The 18817-nt window shown below is 55.9% G+C and carries 17 protein-coding genes; 5 read left to right on the forward strand and 12 right to left on the reverse strand.

The features are described from left to right. Positions 1-170: 170 nt before the first annotated feature. From mglC to PAG01S_RS10660, 7 genes are all read right to left on the reverse strand, one after another. The gene (gene mglC / locus PAG01S_RS10630) at positions 171-1181 is read right to left on the reverse strand and encodes a galactose/methyl galactoside ABC transporter permease MglC (RefSeq protein WP_010248248.1); all 1011 of its coding nucleotides are present in this window, start codon (positions 1179-1181) and stop codon (positions 171-173) included. A gap of 19 nt (positions 1182-1200) precedes the next feature. Next, positions 1201-2721, reverse strand: a complete 1521-nt coding sequence (gene mglA / locus PAG01S_RS10635) for a galactose/methyl galactoside ABC transporter ATP-binding protein MglA (RefSeq protein WP_010248250.1) — start codon at positions 2719-2721, stop codon at positions 1201-1203. Between the two features lie 68 nt (positions 2722-2789). Next, positions 2790-3785, reverse strand: coding sequence for a galactose/glucose ABC transporter substrate-binding protein MglB (mglB, locus tag PAG01S_RS10640; RefSeq protein WP_010248252.1), 996 nt, complete (start codon positions 3783-3785; stop codon positions 2790-2792). A 311-nt stretch (positions 3786-4096) separates the two neighbouring features. Further along, complete coding sequence (gene galS / locus PAG01S_RS10645) at positions 4097-5137, reverse strand: HTH-type transcriptional regulator GalS (RefSeq protein WP_022625039.1); 1041 nt, start codon at positions 5135-5137, stop codon at positions 4097-4099. A gap of 147 nt (positions 5138-5284) precedes the next feature. Continuing rightward, on the reverse strand, positions 5285-6445 hold the full coding sequence (gene yeiB / locus PAG01S_RS10650) for a DUF418 domain-containing protein YeiB (RefSeq protein WP_062758564.1): 1161 nt from the start codon (positions 6443-6445) through the stop codon (positions 5285-5287). A gap of 49 nt (positions 6446-6494) precedes the next feature. After that, positions 6495-7160 (reverse strand): GTP cyclohydrolase I FolE, encoded by a 666-nt coding sequence (gene folE, locus PAG01S_RS10655; RefSeq protein WP_010248259.1) that lies wholly within the window; start codon positions 7158-7160, stop codon positions 6495-6497. Positions 7161-7285: 125 nt separating this feature from the next. Further along, complete coding sequence (locus PAG01S_RS10660; RefSeq protein ID WP_061703764.1) at positions 7286-8413, reverse strand: YbfB/YjiJ family MFS transporter; 1128 nt, start codon at positions 8411-8413, stop codon at positions 7286-7288. A gap of 117 nt (positions 8414-8530) precedes the next feature. Between PAG01S_RS10660 and ptrR the strand changes: the two genes are divergently transcribed. From ptrR to fghA, 3 genes are all read left to right on the forward strand, one after another. Next, on the forward strand, positions 8531-9442 hold the full coding sequence (ptrR, locus tag PAG01S_RS10665) for a putrescine utilization regulator PtrR (RefSeq protein WP_033767419.1): 912 nt from the start codon (positions 8531-8533) through the stop codon (positions 9440-9442). Positions 9443-9542: 100 nt separating this feature from the next. Continuing rightward, positions 9543-10667 (forward strand): S-(hydroxymethyl)glutathione dehydrogenase/class III alcohol dehydrogenase, encoded by a 1125-nt coding sequence (locus PAG01S_RS10670; protein ID WP_010248270.1) that lies wholly within the window; start codon positions 9543-9545, stop codon positions 10665-10667. A gap of 12 nt (positions 10668-10679) precedes the next feature. After that, positions 10680-11522, forward strand: coding sequence for an S-formylglutathione hydrolase (gene fghA, locus PAG01S_RS10675; RefSeq protein ID WP_062758567.1), 843 nt, complete (start codon positions 10680-10682; stop codon positions 11520-11522). Positions 11523-11673: 151 nt separating this feature from the next. Here fghA and PAG01S_RS10680 read toward each other — a convergent pair whose 3' ends face one another. From PAG01S_RS10680 to PAG01S_RS10700, 5 genes are all read right to left on the reverse strand, one after another. Then, entirely contained in the window at positions 11674-12462 is a 789-nt protein-coding gene (locus PAG01S_RS10680) for an ABC transporter ATP-binding protein (protein WP_010248276.1), read from the reverse strand. Further along, a complete protein-coding gene (locus PAG01S_RS10685) occupies positions 12462-13538 on the reverse strand; it encodes a FecCD family ABC transporter permease (RefSeq protein WP_010248280.1) in 1077 nt (358 codons plus the stop codon). Before PAG01S_RS10685 ends, PAG01S_RS10680 begins: the two co-directional genes overlap by 1 nt. 208 nt (positions 13539-13746) lie before the next feature. Further along, positions 13747-15213, reverse strand: a complete 1467-nt coding sequence (locus PAG01S_RS10690; protein ID WP_010248283.1) for an amino acid permease — start codon at positions 15211-15213, stop codon at positions 13747-13749. A 117-nt stretch (positions 15214-15330) separates the two neighbouring features. Then, positions 15331-16197, reverse strand: a complete 867-nt coding sequence (gene yieE, locus PAG01S_RS10695; RefSeq protein WP_062758570.1) for a DNA-binding transcriptional regulator YeiE — start codon at positions 16195-16197, stop codon at positions 15331-15333. A gap of 9 nt (positions 16198-16206) precedes the next feature. Continuing rightward, entirely contained in the window at positions 16207-16581 is a 375-nt protein-coding gene (locus PAG01S_RS10700; protein WP_031592072.1) for a YkvA family protein, read from the reverse strand. Positions 16582-16687: 106 nt separating this feature from the next. Here PAG01S_RS10700 and PAG01S_RS10705 point away from each other — a divergent pair, with 106 nt between their 5' ends. Both PAG01S_RS10705 and nfo read left to right on the forward strand, forming a co-directional pair. Continuing rightward, positions 16688-17743, forward strand: coding sequence for a YeiH family protein (locus PAG01S_RS10705; protein WP_062758861.1), 1056 nt, complete (start codon positions 16688-16690; stop codon positions 17741-17743). 51 nt (positions 17744-17794) lie between these two features. Next, positions 17795-18640 carry a deoxyribonuclease IV gene (nfo, locus tag PAG01S_RS10710; protein ID WP_010671008.1) on the forward strand — a complete coding sequence of 282 codons (846 nt, stop codon included), beginning with the start codon at positions 17795-17797 and terminating at the stop codon, positions 18638-18640. Positions 18641-18817: the final 177 nt, after the last annotated feature.

Below are 18817 nucleotides of genomic sequence, written 5' to 3' on the forward strand. Positions count from 1 at the left end.
TGGATGACGGCTTTTGCGACTTTCCGATCTGACCGTGTTCCCTTCGCAGACTCGATCTCACAGCGACAAGGCATGCACTCCAGCAACAATGCCTGCACTCCAGCAACAATCCCTTCTTTTACATAATAAAAAAGCGACCCGAAGGTCGCTTCTTTAGCGTGGAGTTGGACTTACTTCTTACGAGAATATTTCAGGGAATCCAGCGCCACGGCGAAGATGATGATGCCGCCTTTAATGATGTACTGCCAGTAAGGGTTAACGCCGATATAGGTCAGACCATAGTTGATGACGGTGAAGATCAACACACCGGTCACTACGCCCGCCACGCTACCCACCCCACCGGCGAAGGAGACACCGCCGACCACACAGGCCGCAATCGCATCCAGCTCATACATAAAGCCAAGGTTGTTGGTGGCCGAACCGATACGCCCCGCTTCCAGCATCCCGCCGAAGGCGTAGAACACACCTGACAGGGCATAAATCATGATCAGGTTCAGGTTGACGTTAACGCCTGAGACTTTCGCCGCTTCCGGGTTACCGCCGATAGCAAAAATGTTCTTGCCGAAGCGGGTTTTGTTCCACAGCACCCAGACGAAAATAATGGCAATCACGGCGTAGAAGGTGATGAACGAAAGCTTGAAATCACCAAAGCGTAAGAAGCCCTGGGTAAATTTCGAGAACCCTGTATCAAAACCGGCAATCGGTGATGCGCCAACAAAGTCGTAATAGAGTGAGTTGATACCGTAAACGATGATCATGGTGCCCAGCGTGGTGATAAATGGCGTTACCTTGAGGTAAGCAATAATCACACCGTTGACCAGACCAATCACGCCGCCGATGATGCACACGGTCAGAATAACCAGTGGAATCGGCACCGTATCCAGCGTCGGGAAGACCTTGTTCGCGTTATCCATCGCCTGCAGCAGCGTCGCGGCGACCACCGCCGCCAGACCGACCTGACGTCCGGCTGACAGGTCAGTACCCTGGGTCACAATCAGACCCGCCACACCCAGTGCAATAATAATGCGCACCGAAGATTGGGTCAGAATATTACTCAGGTTCATTAAACTTAAAAATGAGGGGTCCTGGAAAATAATAATAGCCAGCAATACCAGCAGCACGACATAAATGCCGCCCTCTTTTAACCAGGTTAGCGCATTCTTTTTTGTAGTCGCTTTCATGTTAACAGCCCTTGCTTCATTAAAGGTGTAATGACGCTAAACGCAATATTTCGTTCTGCGTGGTCGTTTTGGTATCAACTATGCCTGCTACCAGACCATTACTCATTACCAGAATACGATCGGTAATGCCTAACAGCTCCGGCATTTCGGATGAGATAATAATGATGCCCTTTTCTCTTTTCGCCAGCTCAGCAATTAACTGGTAAATTTCGAATTTTGCACCAACATCAATACCGCGAGTGGGTTCATCAAGCATCAGGATTTCAGGCTGGGTCAATAACCAGCGGCCAATAATCACTTTTTGCTGGTTACCGCCCGAAAGCGAACCAATCTGAGTATGGTGGCCTGGCGTTTTTACACGCATAGAATCGATCACCCATTGGGTATCACTCTTCATGCGTTTATTATCCAGCAGTCCCATACTGTTTTTATATTTTTTGATATTGGAAATAAGCGAGTTAAAACCAATGTCGAGGAAAGCATAAATACCGGTTGAGCGACGCTCTTCAGTCACCAGCGCAAAACCGTGGTTAATGGCTTCATTGGCGCTGTGATTATTAATCGGTTTGCCATGCAGTTTAATGGTGCCGCCCGATTTTTCGCGAATGCCAAACAGCGTTTCGACGATATCGGTACGTTTGGCGCCCACCAGCCCGGCAATACCGAGTATCTCTCCTTTACGCAAATCAAATGAGATGTCGCGAATCGATGGCTGACGCAGTGACGTCAGATGACGCACCTCAAGAATCGTCTCGCCTGGCACGTTAGTACGGTCAGGGAAACGCTGGTTCAGTGAACGGCCAACCATCATGGAGATGATCTTATCCATATCCAGCCCTTCCAGCGGCTGAGAGGTGATCCACTGACCATCACGCAGGATAGTGATCTCATCACACAGCTGGAAAATCTCTTCCATTTTGTGCGAAATATAAACAATGCCACAGCCGCGATCTTTCAGCTTACGAATAATCGTGAACAGGTGATTAACCTCTTTCTCGGTTAACGAGGAGGTCGGCTCATCCATAATCACAATTTTCGCGTCGTAGGAAAACGCTTTGGCAATTTCAATCATCTGCATCTGCGATACAGAAAGATTGGCAACTTTATCGCGCGGATCGATATCAATATCCAGCTCGTCAAAAATCGCTTTGGTATCCCGGTACATTTTATCCTGATCGACAAAGAAGCCTTTGCGCGGATAACGCCCAAGCCACATATTGTCCATCACGGTACGCTGCAGGACCAGGTTTAATTCCTGATGCACCATCGACACGCCATTTTCCAGCGCCTCTTTGGAACTTTTATAGTCGATCTCTTTACCCTGAAACAGGATACTGCCGGTATCTTTTTTATAAATACCAAACAGGCATTTTAATAAGGTAGATTTCCCGGCACCGTTCTCGCCCATTAATGCATGAACAGAGTGAGGCCGCACTTTTAAATTCACATTATCTAACGCTTTAACGCCGGGAAATGATTTTGAGACATCCGTCATTTCCAGCAGATATTCTCGCTGCGCGGTCGTATTATCACTGGCCATATTTTACCTGGCTAAAAAACGGTGGTGACATAAAAAAGGCGCGACAGCGGTCGCGCCCGTAATCGATCTTATTTCACGAACTGAGACAGATTTTCTTTATCAACCGGCACGTAAGGAACGCGGACGATCTTATCAACCATCTTGAAGTTTGTTCCGTCGGTGGCAGCTTTGCCGTTAGCCAGATTGTTGGCAATATCCAGCGTTGCTTTCGCCTGGTTTTCCGCATCGTTCAGCACGGTACCGGCCAGCGCACCGGATTTCACCAGCGCCAGCGCTTCTGGCAGTGCATCGACGCCGAAGACCGGGATTGAGGTCATGTTGTGCGCTTTCAGCGCTTCAACCGCACCCATCGCCATCGCATCGTTGTTGGCAATCACCACTTCGATTTTTTTGGCATTCGGGCCTGACAGCCACGCATCCATCTTATCTTTGGCCTGCGCGGTATCCCACATTGCAGTATCCATCGCTAACTGCTGGGTTTTCAGACCATCTTTGTTCAGGGTATCGATCACATATTTGGTACGGGCTTCTGCATCAGGATGGCCCGGCTCGCCTTTCAGCAGCACGAACTGAATCTGACCATCTTTGTTCAGATCCCACGCGGGTGTGGCTTTCCAGTGCTTCTCAATCAGCTGACCCTGAATGATGCCTGACTCTTTAGAGTCGGTACCGACATAGTAAGCTTTGTCATAACCGGCCAGCACTTTGGCGTTAGGTTCTTTGTTGAAGAAGACCACCGGCACGTCGTTGGCACGCGCTTTGTCTACTACCACCGCAGCCGCAGCCGGGTCAACCAGGTTAATCGCCAGCGCTTTCACGCCTTTTGCCATCAGCACGTCAATCTGATCGTTCTGTTTGGACTGGTCATTCTGTGAATCATTCATCAGCAACTGCACGCCACCGATCGCTTTCGCTTCTTTCTCGATGTCTTTGCGTACCATTGACATGAAGTTGTCATCATATTTGTAAATGGTCACGCCGATACGGGTGTCAGCTGCGTGAGCGGTTGCACCAAACATCATGCTGGCAACCAGTGCTGTAAGCGTGAAAACCTTCTTATTCATGGTATCTCCGGTTTTATTATGCAGGGTCTTTTTAGCGCTACCGCGCCATACAGGCGGGAGAGCAATCGGTAAAACAGATCGGCGCGTCGATTAACGTAATGAGAATGTTAAGCCATTGAACACCGTCTAAAACCTGACTTCCCTGTGCCAGAATGCTTCCATGAAGAGGGTATAAACCCTTTAACCGGCTACTGAGACCACAACTGATGCCGTTACACTGGCGTTACATAATGTTTCAGTCCGGTAAGACGCTGCCATCATAGTGAGAGCAATGTTAATTAACTGTGAATGTAATCACAGATTGAAAACGGTTACATGGCTGAATCGCCTGAATTAGTGACGGACTCCACATTTTGCCGCTGCGCCACCGAATGACGCCGCACCAGCGTTGGCATAAAGATGTGCGTTGCCGTGTCATCCAGCAGTCCGGCTGCGCCCTGCAGCGCCAGTTCAGTGGCGATTTTTGCCATAGATACAATGGGATAGCGCACAGTGGTTAACTGTGGGTCGGTGTAACGGGAAATGGGGATGTCATCAAAGCCAATGACAGAAAAATGCTGTGGCACCTGGATGCCGTTGTCTTTCAGCGCAGTGAGTGCGCCAGCCGCCATGCCGTCGTTATAGGCAAACACCGCACTGAGATTGAGATTGCGTCCCAGCAGCTCCACCATCGCCGCTTCGCCGCCCTGCATATCGGGCTCTGCGCTGGCTATCCAGCTCTCCTGCGGCCGGATGCCCTGCTCTGCCATCGCCTGAATCCACCCTTCACGGCGCTGCGCCACATCTTCGATGGGATGGCTGGAACAAAGGTAGCCAATGCGGCTATGCCCCTGCTGTAGCAGGGTTCGTGAGGCCATCAACGCACCCGTGACGTTATCCAGACTGACACTGCGGTGTTCAAATCCGGGCACGATGCGGTTAATCACCACCATGCCCGGAACGTGGCGCATAAAATCCGCCAGTTCAGCGTCAGGCAGCGTTTTCGCGTGTACCACCAGGGCGCTGCAACGCTGACGAATCAGCACTTCAATGGCATGACGCTCTTTCTCTTCCTGATGCCAGGAGTTGCTGATTAACACATGTTTGTGCACGCGCTGCGCCACGGTATCCACCGCTTTAACCAGTGCACCGAAGAAGGGATCCGAAACATCCATCACCACCACGCCAATGGTGTCACTGACCTGCGTCGCCAGCGCCTGCGCATTGGCGTTGGGCCGATAGCCCAGCGCTTCCACCGCCTGTAACACGGCGTCGCGGGTGTCAGAGGTGACGGCGCTGCTCTGATTGAGGACGCGCGACACGGTCGCCACCGACACGCCAGCCTGACGGGCAACATCACGAATTGTTATCATGCAGCAGTTCCACAGAGGAAAAATAAGGCATCACGCCGGGTTGAACACCGGCGCTATTTTGTCAGGGGCAGGAGGCGTACAGCGTGAATTGCGTCACATCAATGAAAACGGTTACATACAATTCTGTAACCTTTGTGATGGCGGTCATTATCTGGCGTTGTCAGTGATGCGCGATTTACCGGCTGAGATCAGCGTGAGCCGCCGCCACAGCCACTCGAGCGGACCCTGTGCGAAGAAATGTAACCAGATGAGTGAAAACAGGATATTGATAAGCCAGACCGCAGGCACCATCAGCACCAGTTCCGGCCGGGTGAAGTGCATATAGAAGCCGAAGCGATAGAACAGCGTGGTGCAGATCAGCGACTGCAGCAGATAGTTGGTCAGCGCCATGCGGCCCACGCACTGAATGGCATAGCTGATGCGCCAGCGCGCTATCTGCGGCCAGTAAGCCAGACAGAGCGCGGCATAGCCCAGGCTAATCAGCGGGCTGGCGAGATCGCGCGGGGTTTGCAGATAAAAAGCGGTCCAGCGGAATTCCCAATGTAACAGCCATTGCGCTGCCACACCGGCCACCGCAATTAATAACCCCATCGTCAGCAGCAGCGCCGCCGCCTGACGGTAATGTTGCGCTGAAAACTCGCCGAGCAGCCAGCCACTGCGCAGCAGTGCGCCACCGATCATCATCAGGCCCGCCAGCTGCCAGCCATACTGCGCCGCCAGCGCCATCAGTCCTGACGAGAGATGATCCAGCCGGTTCTGTATCGCTTCCCAGCCGCCGGTCAGTTTCCAGTACTGTTCATATTGCAGATCGGCAGCACCTGGCAGCCAGGATCGGGTCGGTTCAGGATCGGAGATTGACCCAAACACCAGCAGAACGCCACAGCCCACCAGATAGAGCAGAATGCCGGTATTCATCAGGCTGCGGGTGGAAGGGACATCGCGCACTACCCGCCAGACCACCAACCCGATAATGCCGTAGTCCAGCAGGATATCGCCCTCCCAGAGAAAAACGCCGTGCAGAAAACCGATCAGCACCAGCAGTGAGAGCCGGGCAGTCAGCCAGCGACTGCCGCGTGGCAGCTGCATTTGCAGCCCTGCGCCAAACAGCAGCGCAAACAGGGTGAGGAATTTGAGCTGGGCAAAGGCGTCAGAGATCGCCCATGTCCAGACATCGGACAGGCTGACGCTGCCCTGCCAGGCCGGATTAAGGTAGGCGGCAGAAGGCAGGCCGAAGCCGACAATATTGAGCAGCAGAATGCCGAGAATGGCACATCCACGAATGAAATCCAGCGCGTGATAGCGTTGCATGCGGCACCTGCACCATTGAGGCGGGCAACGTTATGCGCCCGCCGTAGACTCAACTATGGCGCACCGCGCGCAAAAATTCCTGGCGGGTATTCTGGCTGGACTTGAACAGACCGCCCAGAGAGGTCGTCGTGGTGGCGCTGGTGGCATCTTTTACGCCACGCGCTTTCACACAGTAATGCACCGCATCAATAGAAACAGCCACATTGTTGGTGCCCAGCAGCGTCTGCAATGCGACCAGAACCTGCTGCGTCAGACGCTCCTGCACCTGCGGGCGCTGGGCGAAGAACTGCACGATACGGTTGATTTTCGACAGGCCAATCACCTTTTCTTTGGGAATGTAGGCGACGGTCGCTTTGCCATCGATGATCACAAAGTGGTGTTCACAGGTGCTGGTCAGCGTGATATCACGCACGGTCACCATCTCATCAACCTTCATTTTATTCTCAATGACGGTGATTTTCGGGAAGTTGGCGTAGTCTAGACCGGAAAAGACTTCATCCACATACATTTTGGCGATGCGATGCGGCGTTTCCATCAGGCTGTCATCTTCAAGATCCAGATTCAGCAGCTGCATAATCTCGGTCATGTGCCCGGCAATCAGACTTTTACGTGTGTTGTCATCTATATCGCGCGTCGGTGCACGTAACGGCGTTTCCAGTCCACGCGCCAGCAGCGCTTCGTGAACCAGGGCAGCTTCCTGACTTAGGGTGCTCATCTTACTCTTCTCCGGCTGGTGTTGCGCCCGCCAGCTTTTGCCAGCGGGCCCTGTAATCAGGCGCGTATTGTGAAACTTTCTTTGCGGGGAATCCAGCAATCAATCAGATTGGTGATGAAAGCTTTTCACCCGGTTCGCCGCCACACCAGCAGCCCGGCCCAGACCAGGCTAACCCCTGCAACCCACAGGGCAGGCTCCAGCCGATGTAACAGGGCTGTGGAGAGAAAAGAGAGCAGCGGGCCGACCAGCTGCCCGATAGCATAGCCGGTGGTCAGCAGGCCAGCCATGTAGCGCAGATGATTGGGTGCCAGCTCACGGGCGCAGAGCAGCGACAGCTGCACCACGCTGAGGAAACCGCCCCCCACCAGCAGCGCACCGGCCAGCAGGCCGCTAAAGCCTGGCAGCAGCGCCGCGGCAAATACGCCCAGCGCCTGCGCCCACAGCACCAGTGCCAGGCGGACGTGGCTGTGCCCCCAGCGTCGCGTCAGGATCCCCAGCAGGATGCCGATCATCGCCGCGCCGCCAAAAATCGGCCAGACAAACTGCGCGAAGATGCCGTCCGGAAACCGCGTGGCGGCCATCTGCGACAAAAAGGTGGCGGGCAGAATGTAGCCAAAGCCCGCCAGACTGTAACTCAGTACCAGCCGTTTAAGGTTGCGATCCAGCACCAGCGGCTCGGGTGCCTGATCCGGGCGATGCAGTTCGCCCCGACGCGGCAGATTACGGGTAATCAGCGCAATCAGCAGCAGCGCCAGCGCACCGTAAGCGGCCCAGGCCAGACCGGCAGAAACCTGCAATGTGTGCAGCGCTACCCCCAGCAGACCGCTGACAAAAATGCCGCAGCCTGGCCCGGCAAAAACGGCCGCCGACAGCCCTGCCCGGCCATGGCGATGCAGCTGTTCATTGCTCCAGGCCGCCACCAGCACCATCGCCCAGCCGCTGGACCAGCCAATCAGAAAGCGGATTGCGCCGTGCAGCCACGGTCCGCTGGCGAATGCTGAGAGCAGGGTCAGGATCACCGCGCCCCATACGCCCGCCTGCAATCGCAGCTCAACCCGCCGGTGTGCGCGCATGGCATCAAATGAGCCACACAGATAGCCAAGATAATTAAGTGCCGCGACCAGGCTGGCACTGGTGAGTGTCAGCTGGTGTGCCTGAATCATCAGCGGCACCTGGGGCGTAAAGGCAAACCGGCCAATGCCCATCGCGACAAATAAGGTTAAAAACGCGCTGAGCGCGACGCGTAACGCCATTGCTGAACTCCTGTTGTTCTGCCCTGAGATCTCTTCTGACTTGCTAACAGCATGCAGGATGATTAAACTCACGGAAAGTGAATAATTTTAACCAACTTGCTTACAGGAAGAGAATATATGGATTTAGTTCAGCTGCGTATGTTCTGTTCCGTCGCCGAAACGGGTTCACTGGCGCGCGCAGCAGAACAGCTGCATCGCGTCCCCTCTAATCTCACCACGCGGCTGCGCCAGCTGGAAGAAGAATTAGGTGTGGATCTCTTTATTCGTGAGAAACAGCGCATTCGCCTGTCACCAATGGGCCATAATTTTCTGAATTATGCGCAGCGTATCCTGGCATTAAGTGAAGAAGCGATGAGCATGACCCGCACCGGTGAACCGGCGGGCAACTTTGCGCTGGGCTCAATGGAGAGCACCGCGGCGACGCGTCTGCCCGGCCTGCTCGCCGCCTATCACCAGCGCTTCCCCAAAGTGGCGCTATCGCTGATTACCGGCACCTCGGGCGAAATCATCGATCGGGTGCGTGAAGGCACCCTGGCGGCCGCGCTGGTGGATGGCCCGGTCTCCCATGACGATCTCAATGGCTGCATCGCCTTTCGCGAAGAGATGATACTGATCACCGGCCTCGATCATGCGCCAATCGCCACCGCGCGCGACGTGCAGGACGATACCCTGTTTGCCTTTCGCAACAGCTGCTCTTACCGGGTGAAGCTGGAGAGCTGGTATCGGGACAGCCAGACTGCGCCCAACAGTGTGATGGAGATTCAGTCCTATCACGCCATGCTGGCCTGCGTGGCAGGCGGTGCGGGCGTAGCGATGATTCCGGCCTCGGTGCTGAAGCAGATGGCGGATCGGACACGGGTGCAGGCGCATACGTTACCTCCCGCTTATCGCGACACCGCCACCTGGCTGATGTGGCGACGCGACGCCTTTACGCCGAATGTTGAAGCACTGAAGTACCTGATTATTGAACAATTTGACGATCGTCCGCTCAACGATGAGCTGATTTACCCATTACAGGCGGCGGAATAAGCGTTCCACGCTATGTTTAAGAGCCTGACCCACCAGGCTTTGAATCATCACGACCACCCGGCGCCACTGCGCGTCACAATCTGACTGGAAGAGGGATTGCATGAATATGATCAAAACCCGTGCCGCTGTTGCCTGGGCTGCTGGCGAACCGCTGAAAATCGAAGAAGTTGATTTAATGCCACCGCAGAAAGGTGAAGTGCTGGTGCGTATCGTCGCGACCGGCGTCTGTCATACCGACGCCTACACCCTGTCCGGCACCGACCCGGAAGGCGTTTTCCCGGCGATTCTTGGCCATGAAGGCGGCGGCATCGTCGAAGCCGTGGGCGAAGGCGTGACCAGCGTTGAAGTGGGTGACCACGTCATTCCGCTCTACACCCCGGAGTGTGGCAAATGTAAATATTGTCTTTCAGGCAAAACTAACCTCTGCCAGGCGATCCGTACCACTCAGGGTAAAGGCCTGATGCCGGATGGCACCACCCGTTTCTTTAAAGATGGCAAACCCATTTTCCACTATATGGGCACCTCAACCTTCTCTGAGTACACGGTAATCCCGGAGATCTCGCTGGCGAAAATCAGTAAAGAAGCGCCGCTGGAAGAGGTTTGTCTGCTGGGCTGTGGCGTGACCACTGGCATGGGCGCGGTGATGAACACCGCCAAAGTGAAAGAAGGCGATACCGTGGCGATTTTCGGTCTCGGCGGCATTGGCCTCTCTGCGGTCATCGGCGCGAAGATGGCGAAAGCGGGCCGCATCATTGCCATCGACCTTAACACCAGCAAATTCGATCTGGCACGCAAACTGGGTGCCACCGATCTGATCAACCCGAAAGATTACGACAAGCCGATTCAGGATGTGATTGTCGAGCTGACCGACGGCGGCGTGGATTTCTCATTTGAATGTATCGGCAACGTCAACGTGATGCGTTCCGCGCTGGAGTGCTGCCACAAAGGCTGGGGCGAGTCCGTGATTATCGGCGTCGCCGGTGCCGGTGAAGAGATCTCCACTCGTCCGTTCCAGCTGGTGACCGGCCGCGTCTGGCGTGGTTCTGCGTTTGGCGGCGTAAAAGGCCGTTCGCAGCTGCCTGGCATTGTGCAGGATTACCTCGACGGTAAATTTGCGCTGAACGACTTCATCACCCACACCATGCCGCTGGAAGAGATCAACGACGCCTTTGATTTGATGCACGAAGGAAAATCGATTCGCTCGGTCGTGCACTTTAACAAGTAATCAGGAGGCGTTATGGCATCCACTCTGGAGCTACTGGAAGAACACCGTATTTTTGGCGGCTGGCAACAGCGCTGGCGTCATCAGTCTTTGCTGCTGAACTGCCCGATGACCTTCAGCATCTATCTGCCTGGGCCGCACGGTGATGCGCCGCCGCCGGTGGTCTGGTTTCTGGCCGGGCTGACCTGCAACGATGAGAACTTCACCAGCAAAGCCGGTGCACAGCGGGTTGCAGCGGAACTGGGTCTGGTGCTGATTATGCCGGACACCAGCCCGCGCGGCGAAGGGGTTGCGAATGATGAAGGATACGATCTGGGTCAGGGCGCGGGATTTTATCTCAATGCCACCCAACAGCCCTGGGCCAGCCATTTCCGCATGTTCGATTATCTGAGCAGCGAGTTACCCGCCCTGATTGCGGATAACTTCAAGGTCAGTGAACGTCAGTCGATTATGGGTCACTCCATGGGCGGACACGGCGCGCTGATGCTGGCGCTGCGTCTGGGTAACCGCTTTGCCTCGGCTTCCGCTTTTGCTCCGATTGTGAATCCGATGCAGGTACCCTGGGGCCAGAAAGCGTTTCAGGCCTATCTGGGCGACGATCGTGCGGCGTGGCGGGAATATGACAGCTGCCAGCTGATGGCGGAGGTGTCGCATCGGCTGCCAATGCTGATCGATCAGGGCGACAGCGATCAGTTCCTGGCCGATCAGCTGCAACCGGAGCGGTTACAAGAGGTCGCGAATGAGGTGGGTTTCCCGCTGACGTTGCGCATTCAGCCAGGTTATGACCATAGCTACTTCTTTATAGCCAGCTTTGTGGAAGATCATCTGCGCTTCCATGCGCAGCATCTGCTGGCGTAAACAATCAGGGCCGCAATCGCGGCCCTGAACTTTTATGCCTGCTCTGCTGGCTAACGCTCTGTCACAGAGCCAGTGTCCTGCCAGCCTGCCCTGTAAAAATGCCTTTCTCAGAACAGTGATGCTCAGCGCCCTACCGGACGCCTCCTCAATATCAGACCAGTGCCGGGCCGGTCAGCCCGTCGATCATCACCTGCGGGATACCACGCGAGCAGTGTTCGATACGACCATCGACGCCATACACCTTTGCCAGAGTGGCAGGCGTGATCACCTTATCCGGCTGCCCTTCCGCCACCAGCGCGCCCTGCTTCAGCATCAGCGCATGTTGCGCATGACGCAGTGCAATATTGATGTCATGCACCACTACCACCGTCACGATGTTACGCTGGGCGGTTTCGCGCCGCACCAGGTCCATTACGTGAAACTGGTAGTTGAGATCCAGCGCACTCAGCGGTTCATCCAGCAGCAGCAGCTTAGGGCGACGGATCAGTGACTGCGCCAGCCCGACCAGCTGTTTCTGTCCGCCGGAGAGCTGATCGAGATATCGCATCGCCAGATGGGCAATGCCCAGTTGTTCCAGCAGATGCATGATTTCCGCTTCGCTGCTGGCGCTGTGCAGACCACCGGAGGCACGCTGCGCCACGATGATCGACTCCAGCACATGCAGATGTACGCCCGCAGGCAGCGACTGCGGCAGATAAACCACGTTCTTCGCACGCCGGGCAAACGGCTGGGTCATAAGATCTTCACCGTTGAGCCACATCTCGCCCTGGCCTTTATTCAGACCGGCCAGTGCCCGCAGCAGCGTCGATTTACCACAGCCATTCGGCCCCAGCAGCACGGTGATCTCGCCGCGCGGCAGCGGCGCGATATTAAGATTATCAATGACTTTATTTTTTGGGTACCCGGCACTGAAGCCGCGTAACGTCAGACCCTGTTCCATCATACCGTCCCCCGATGACGCAGAATAATACTCAGGAAGAACGGCACGCCAATCAGTGAGGTGACAATGCCAACCGGGATGATTACACCGGGGAGCAGGTTTTTCGAGGCGACCGACGCCAGCGACAGCACCAGCGCGCCAACCAGCGCACTGGCGGGCAGATAGAAACGGTGATCTTCACCAAACATCATGCGGGCGATATGGGGTGCGACCAGCCCAATGAAACCGATCGGGCCGACAAACGCGACCGCCAGGGCAGAGAGGATACTGATGCGCAGTAACGTAGTCAGGCGCAGACGACGCACGTCAATGCCAAAGCTTACCGCGCGGTCTTCGCCCAGACGCAGCGCCGTCAGCTTCCAGCTGCTCATCATGGAAAACGGCACCAGAATGGCCAGCGCCACGCTCAGCACGCCCAGCTTCTCCCAGGAGGCGCGCGCCAGGCTGCCCATGGTCCAGAACACCAGGCCCTGCAGGGTATCTTCACTGGCGATGAACTGCATCATGGATACCAGGGCGTTAAAGGTGAAGACCAGCGCGATACCGAACAGCACCACGCCTGCCGAAGAGACCTGAGTCCAGCGGGTTACGGCATCCAGCATCAGCGCGGCAAACAGGGCAAAGACAAAGGCATTGGCAGAAATTAACCACTGATCGGGAATGCCGGGAATACCCACGCCGAGGATGATGGCCAGCGCGGCACCAAACGCCGCCGCCGATGAGACACCGAGGGTAAACGGACTGGCCAGCGGGTTATTCAGGATGGTCTGCATTTCTGCGCCCGCCAGACCCAGCGACAGGCCCACTACCAGCGCCATCAGCGCATAGGGCAGACGAATGTCCCAGACAATGACGCGCGTGCCGGCATCGACGCTCTCGGGGCTGAGCAGCGTATTCCACAGCGTTTCAAGTGAGAGTCCCGCCGGACCCAGCGTGAAGTCGAGGATCAGCGAGGCGAGTATCGCCAGCAGCAGCACGCCAATCCAGATTAAGCGGCGGCGCAGCACCTGATGATAGTTCTGCATGGTGTGGTGAAGCGTCTCTTCCCCCGCCAGCAGCGAAGTTTCGGTAGTCATGTTTGAACCCTGTGTGGCTATCACGTCAGAAAACGCAGCCACAATAGTGCAGGTGATAATAATTATCAATTCGAGAACATAAGCGAGACGTGAAAAAACAGTAAAAAACGGTGTTGCAGGCAGGAGAATGGCTCAGGGAGCCTGCGCCTTTCGCAAAGACGCAGAACCCGCCATCCCTGGCGGGTTTTGTGCGGGCGATGACGCAGAGTTACTCTTTGTGAACCGGGAACTCCATCTCGCTGTACTTAACGAAACGGCTGCCGCGCGTCAGCTTGTAGCCGAACCAGATAATCAGGAACAGCGGAATGCCGATGTAGGTTGCCGCCACGCCATACCAGTCGATGCTGTCGTTGAGGAATGCCTGGTAGTTCTGACCCAGCGTGATGATCAGGCAGAGCACAAAGGCGAAAATCGGACCCAGCGGGAAGAAGCCGGAACGGTAAGGCAGATCGTTCAGGTCACGTCCCTGGGCCACATAGCCCCGACGAAAGCGATAGTGACTGATGGCAATACCCAGCCAGGCAATAAACCCGGTCATGCCTGAGGTATTCAGCAGCCACAGATAGACTTCCTGATTACCAAATTTTGAGGTCAGGAAGCACAGTCCGGCCACCACGGTGGTGGCCCACAGGGCATTACGCGGCACGCCGCCTTTAGAGAGCTTCGCGAAAATCCGTGGCGCTTTACCTTCGCTGGCAAGGTTGTAAAGCATACGCGTTGACGCATACATCCCGGAGTTACCCGCTGACAGCACAGCCGTCAGGATCACCGCATTCATGACGGCGGCGGCAGAGAGCAGACCGGCGTTCTGGAACACCAGGGTGAACGGGCTGACGCTGATATCGTCGATATCATTGTGCAGCAACTGCGGATCGGTGTATGGCAGGATCAGGCTGATAATCAGGATAGCGAACACATAGAACAGCAGGATACGCCAGAAAATCTGCCGCACAGCGCGCGGAATATTTTTCGCCGGATCTTCAGATTCGCCCGCCGCGATACCGATCAGTTCGGTGCCCTGGAAGGAGAATCCCACAATCATCGCCACCCCAATCATCGCCGCAAAGCCGCCCGCAAACGGCGCGTCGCCCACCTGCCAGTTCTGCCAGCCCGCATGTTCAGCACCGCGCATAATGCCGGTGATCATCAGCACGCCAACGATGATAAAGATAATCACGGTGGCCACTTTAATCAGCGAGAACCAGTATTCCGCCTCGCCAAAGCCTTTGACCGAAATGTAGTTGAGCAGGAACATCAGCCCCAGGAACAGCGCGCTCCAGATCCAGCCAGGCGTGTCGGGGAACCAGTAGTTCATCACCAGCTGGGACGCCACCAGGTCAACCGCGATGGTCACCGCCCAGTTGTACCAGTAGTTCCAGCCGAGTGCGAAACCAAAGCCCTCTTCGACATATTTCGCGCCGTAAGTGGCGAAGGAACCCGATACCGGCATGAACGCAGCCAGTTCGCCGAGGCTGGTCATCAGGAAGTAGACCATCAGGCCGATGAGGATATAGGAGAGCAGTGCTCCGCCGGGGCCAGCCTGAGCGATGGTGGCACCAGAGGCGACAAACAGGCCGGTACCAATGGAGCCGCCGATGGCGATCATCGTCAGGTGACGGGCTTTTAACGCACGTCGTAATGCAGGTTGTTGTGTTGTATTTGAGTCATTATGCATGTGTTAACGCTACGCTGGGTAAAAATGAGGCGCGATTGTAGCAGCCAGATCGCCTCTGTATAGCGAATGCCAACCTGTTATTAGTTAACTTCATGATCGCGCCGGTATTATTAGTAATTACTCGCGACAATAGGAAAAAAACCGCGTCAGTGCTTTGGAAATATGCTTCTGCCGGTGATGGATGCGATAGAGCGTGCGGATAAGACGCGGCAGCGGAATCGTCAGTTCAACCAGCGTGCCCGCCTCCAGCAGATCGGTAATCACCCGGCGCGAAAGACAGCTGATGCCCATGCCGTGCCGCACCGCATGTTTAATCGCCTCGGAATTGCCCAGCTCCATGCCCAGCTGAAAACTCGGCAGATGCGACAGCAGCAGATAATCGACAATTTCACGGGTGCCGGAGCCGCGTTCGCGCAGGATCCACGGGGCGTCAGCCAGGGTTTGTAGCGTCACCGGCTGTTGCAGAATCGCCGCGTCTGGCGCGGCAAACACCACCAGCTCATCTTCGAGCCAGGGCTCGCTGACCAGCTCGGTCATATGGCACGGCCCTTCAATTAATCCGACATCGACGCGGAAATCGGAAACCGCCTGAATCACATCCTGACTGTTGCCGACACTCAGCTCCAGCGGCAGGCGGGGAAAATCGCGACGATAAGCAGCCATCATGCCTGGCAGCAGATAGTTACCGATGGTGCTGCTGGCAAAGATGCGGATCGCGCCGTTATCCTCTTTAAACAGCTGCTCGATTTCGCCCGCCTGCTCCAGCAGCCCTACTGCACGGGGATAGAGCAGCCGTCCATGCTCATTCAGCACCAGCCGTTTGCCGACGCGGTCAAACAGTTGCACGCCGAGCTGACTCTCCAGATCGGCCAGCGCTGCACTCACTGCGGACTGCGACAGCGCCAGCAGTTGCGAAGCCTGAGTGGTGGAGCCGCTCTTAAGCACTTCGGTGAAAACTTCAATTTGTCGCAGCGTAATGTGCATCGTTGCCTCTTAACTCAGTGACTGCCTGACCAGGTAAATGATTAATGCCAGCCAGATCAGCCCTATCGCCACCAGCCAGCCTGCAATCTTTTTGCCACGCGAACGTTGAGACTGCGCCCGCTCGCTGCTGCTGATGCGCACCTCTCGCGGCAGTAAACGCAGCAGCACCATGACGCCCGTCGGAATAATCACCGCGTCATCCAGCAGACCGACAAAGGGGATGACATCAGGAATGAGATCGATCGGGCTGATGCCATAGGCGACCAGCCCCAGCATCCCCAGCTTGTTCCACCAGGGTGTGCGGGGATCGCGGAAGGCAAACCCCAGCACAAACACATCTCTTTTGATCAACGTCGCCCAGCGGCGCAGACGCGAAACTATCATGATTGCTGCCTTATCGTTTATTCTGGTTAATTATAAATATATTATCAATTTCACTTTTAAGCCAGTCGCCGTCATGATCGGGTCTCAACCAGGAGGAGTGACCACCATGACTGAACTGAGCATCGCTAAACCGCATCATCCCGTTCCGCTCTGGATCCCGGGTCTGCTGCTGACCGCCGTGATTGCCGGGGCAGCCAGCTGGCTGGCGCAGCAACCGATGATTGCCGCGCTGGGGCTGGGTTCACTGACTCTGGCGATTATGCTGGGCATCCTGGTCGGTAACAGCATCTATTCGCCACTGGCGTCACGCTGCGACAACGGCGTGCTGCTGGCTAAGCAGAAACTGCTGCGGCTGGGGATCATCCTGTTTGGCTTTCGCATCACTTTACAACAAATTGCTGACGTCGGTTTCAGCGGCATCCTGATTGATGCGCTGACCCTGACCAGCACCTTCCTGATAACCTGCCTGCTGGGCATGCGGCTACTGAAGCTGGATCGCGATACCGTCTGGCTGATAGGTGCGGGCAGCAGTATCTGCGGTGCTGCGGCTGTACTGGCGACCGAGCCGGTAGTGAAAGCCGCGCCGTCGAAAGTTGCGGTGGCTATCGCGACCGTGGTGCTGTTCGGCACGCTGGCGATTTTTATCTATCCGCTGCTGTGGCCGCTGGCGCATGAGCTGTTCCCGGATCTCAGTGCATCGCAGTTCGGGGTTTTTACCGGCTCAACCATCCATGAAGTGGCGCAGGTGGTGGCCGCCGGACACAGCATCAGCCCGGAAGCCGAGAACAGCGCGGTCATTGCCAAAATGCTGCGGGTAATGATGCTGGCTCCCTTTCTGCTCTGCCTGAGCGCCGTGATACGCGGCAAACGTCAAGGAAGCAACGCGCGTCAGGCTGTGACATTTCCCTGGTTCGCCCTGCTGTTTATTGCCGTCGCACTGTTTAACTCGCTGCAGCTGCTGCCTGCCGCGGTGGTGGCTACGCTGAATCAGCTGGCGGGTCTGCTGCTGGCGATGGCGATGGCGGCGCTGGGATTGACCACCCGTTTCGGGGCATTGCGTGAGGCAGGCGTTAAACCGCTGCTGCTGGGTGCGCTGGTGTTTGTCTGGTTAATCGCGGGCGGCGGTGCAATCAATCTGCTGGTGCAACATTTCATGGGCTAGCGGCATCGGGTATCATGCCGTTTCATCCGTGCACAGCCCCAGGAGAAAGGCATGAAATATATTGGCGCACACGTGAGTGCGGCAGGTGGCGTGGATCAGGCAGTGATCCGCGCCCATGAAATAGAAGCCACCGCCTTCGCGCTCTTTACTAAAAATCAACGTCAGTGGAAGGCTGCCCCGCTCTCGACTGAGGTGATTGATGCTTTTCGCGCCGCCTGCGAGACGTACAAATTCGGTCCGCAGCAAATCCTGCCGCACGACAGTTTCCTGATTAACCTGGGTCATCCGGTTGAAGAGGCACTGGAGAAATCCCGCGCGGCTTTTATTGATGAGCTGCGACGTGCCGACCAGCTCGGCCTGACTTTGCTGAACTTCCATCCGGGCAGCCATCTGCATCAGATTGATGAGGAGGCCTGTCTGAAGCGGATTGCGGAGTCGATCAATATCGCCCTCGACCAGAGCCAGAACGTCACCGCCGTCATTGAGAATACCGCCGGTCAGGGCAGTAATCTGGGTTTCCGCTTCGAGCATCTCGCCACCATTATTGAGCATGTTGAAGATAAGTCGCGTGTCGGCGTCTGTATTGATACCTGCCATGCGTTTGCCGGTGGTTATGACCTGCGTACCGAAGCGGATTGCGAAGCGACCTTCGCCGAATTTGAGCGCATTGTCGGCTTTAACTATCTGCGCGGCATGCACCTTAACGATGCCAAAAGCGCCTTCGACAGTCGCGTCGACCGCCATCACAGCCTGGGTGAAGGCAATATCGGCAAAACAGCGTTTAGCTGGCTGATGAAAGATCCGCGGTTCGATGGCATCCCGTTGATTCTGGAGACCATTAATCCTGATATCTGGAAAGATGAGATTGCCTGGCTGAAAGCCGAACAGCAGGGATAGTAAAAGGGAGCCAGCTGGCTCAATGCTGGTCAGTTAAGATTAGATTTGTTAAGGCTGTCACGGTCAGACGTGGCAGCCTTTTTTTCTGGACGAGCGAGCCGCAGTGCGTGCCTGCGCACCTCTGCTGCTGCCGGGCCGTCCTCGCGCCGCTCACGCGGTACCTTCGGCTTTGACGTC

It is taken from the genome of Pantoea agglomerans NBRC 102470 (genome assembly GCF_001598475.1).
Lineage (GTDB): Bacteria > Pseudomonadota > Gammaproteobacteria > Enterobacterales > Enterobacteriaceae > Pantoea > Pantoea agglomerans.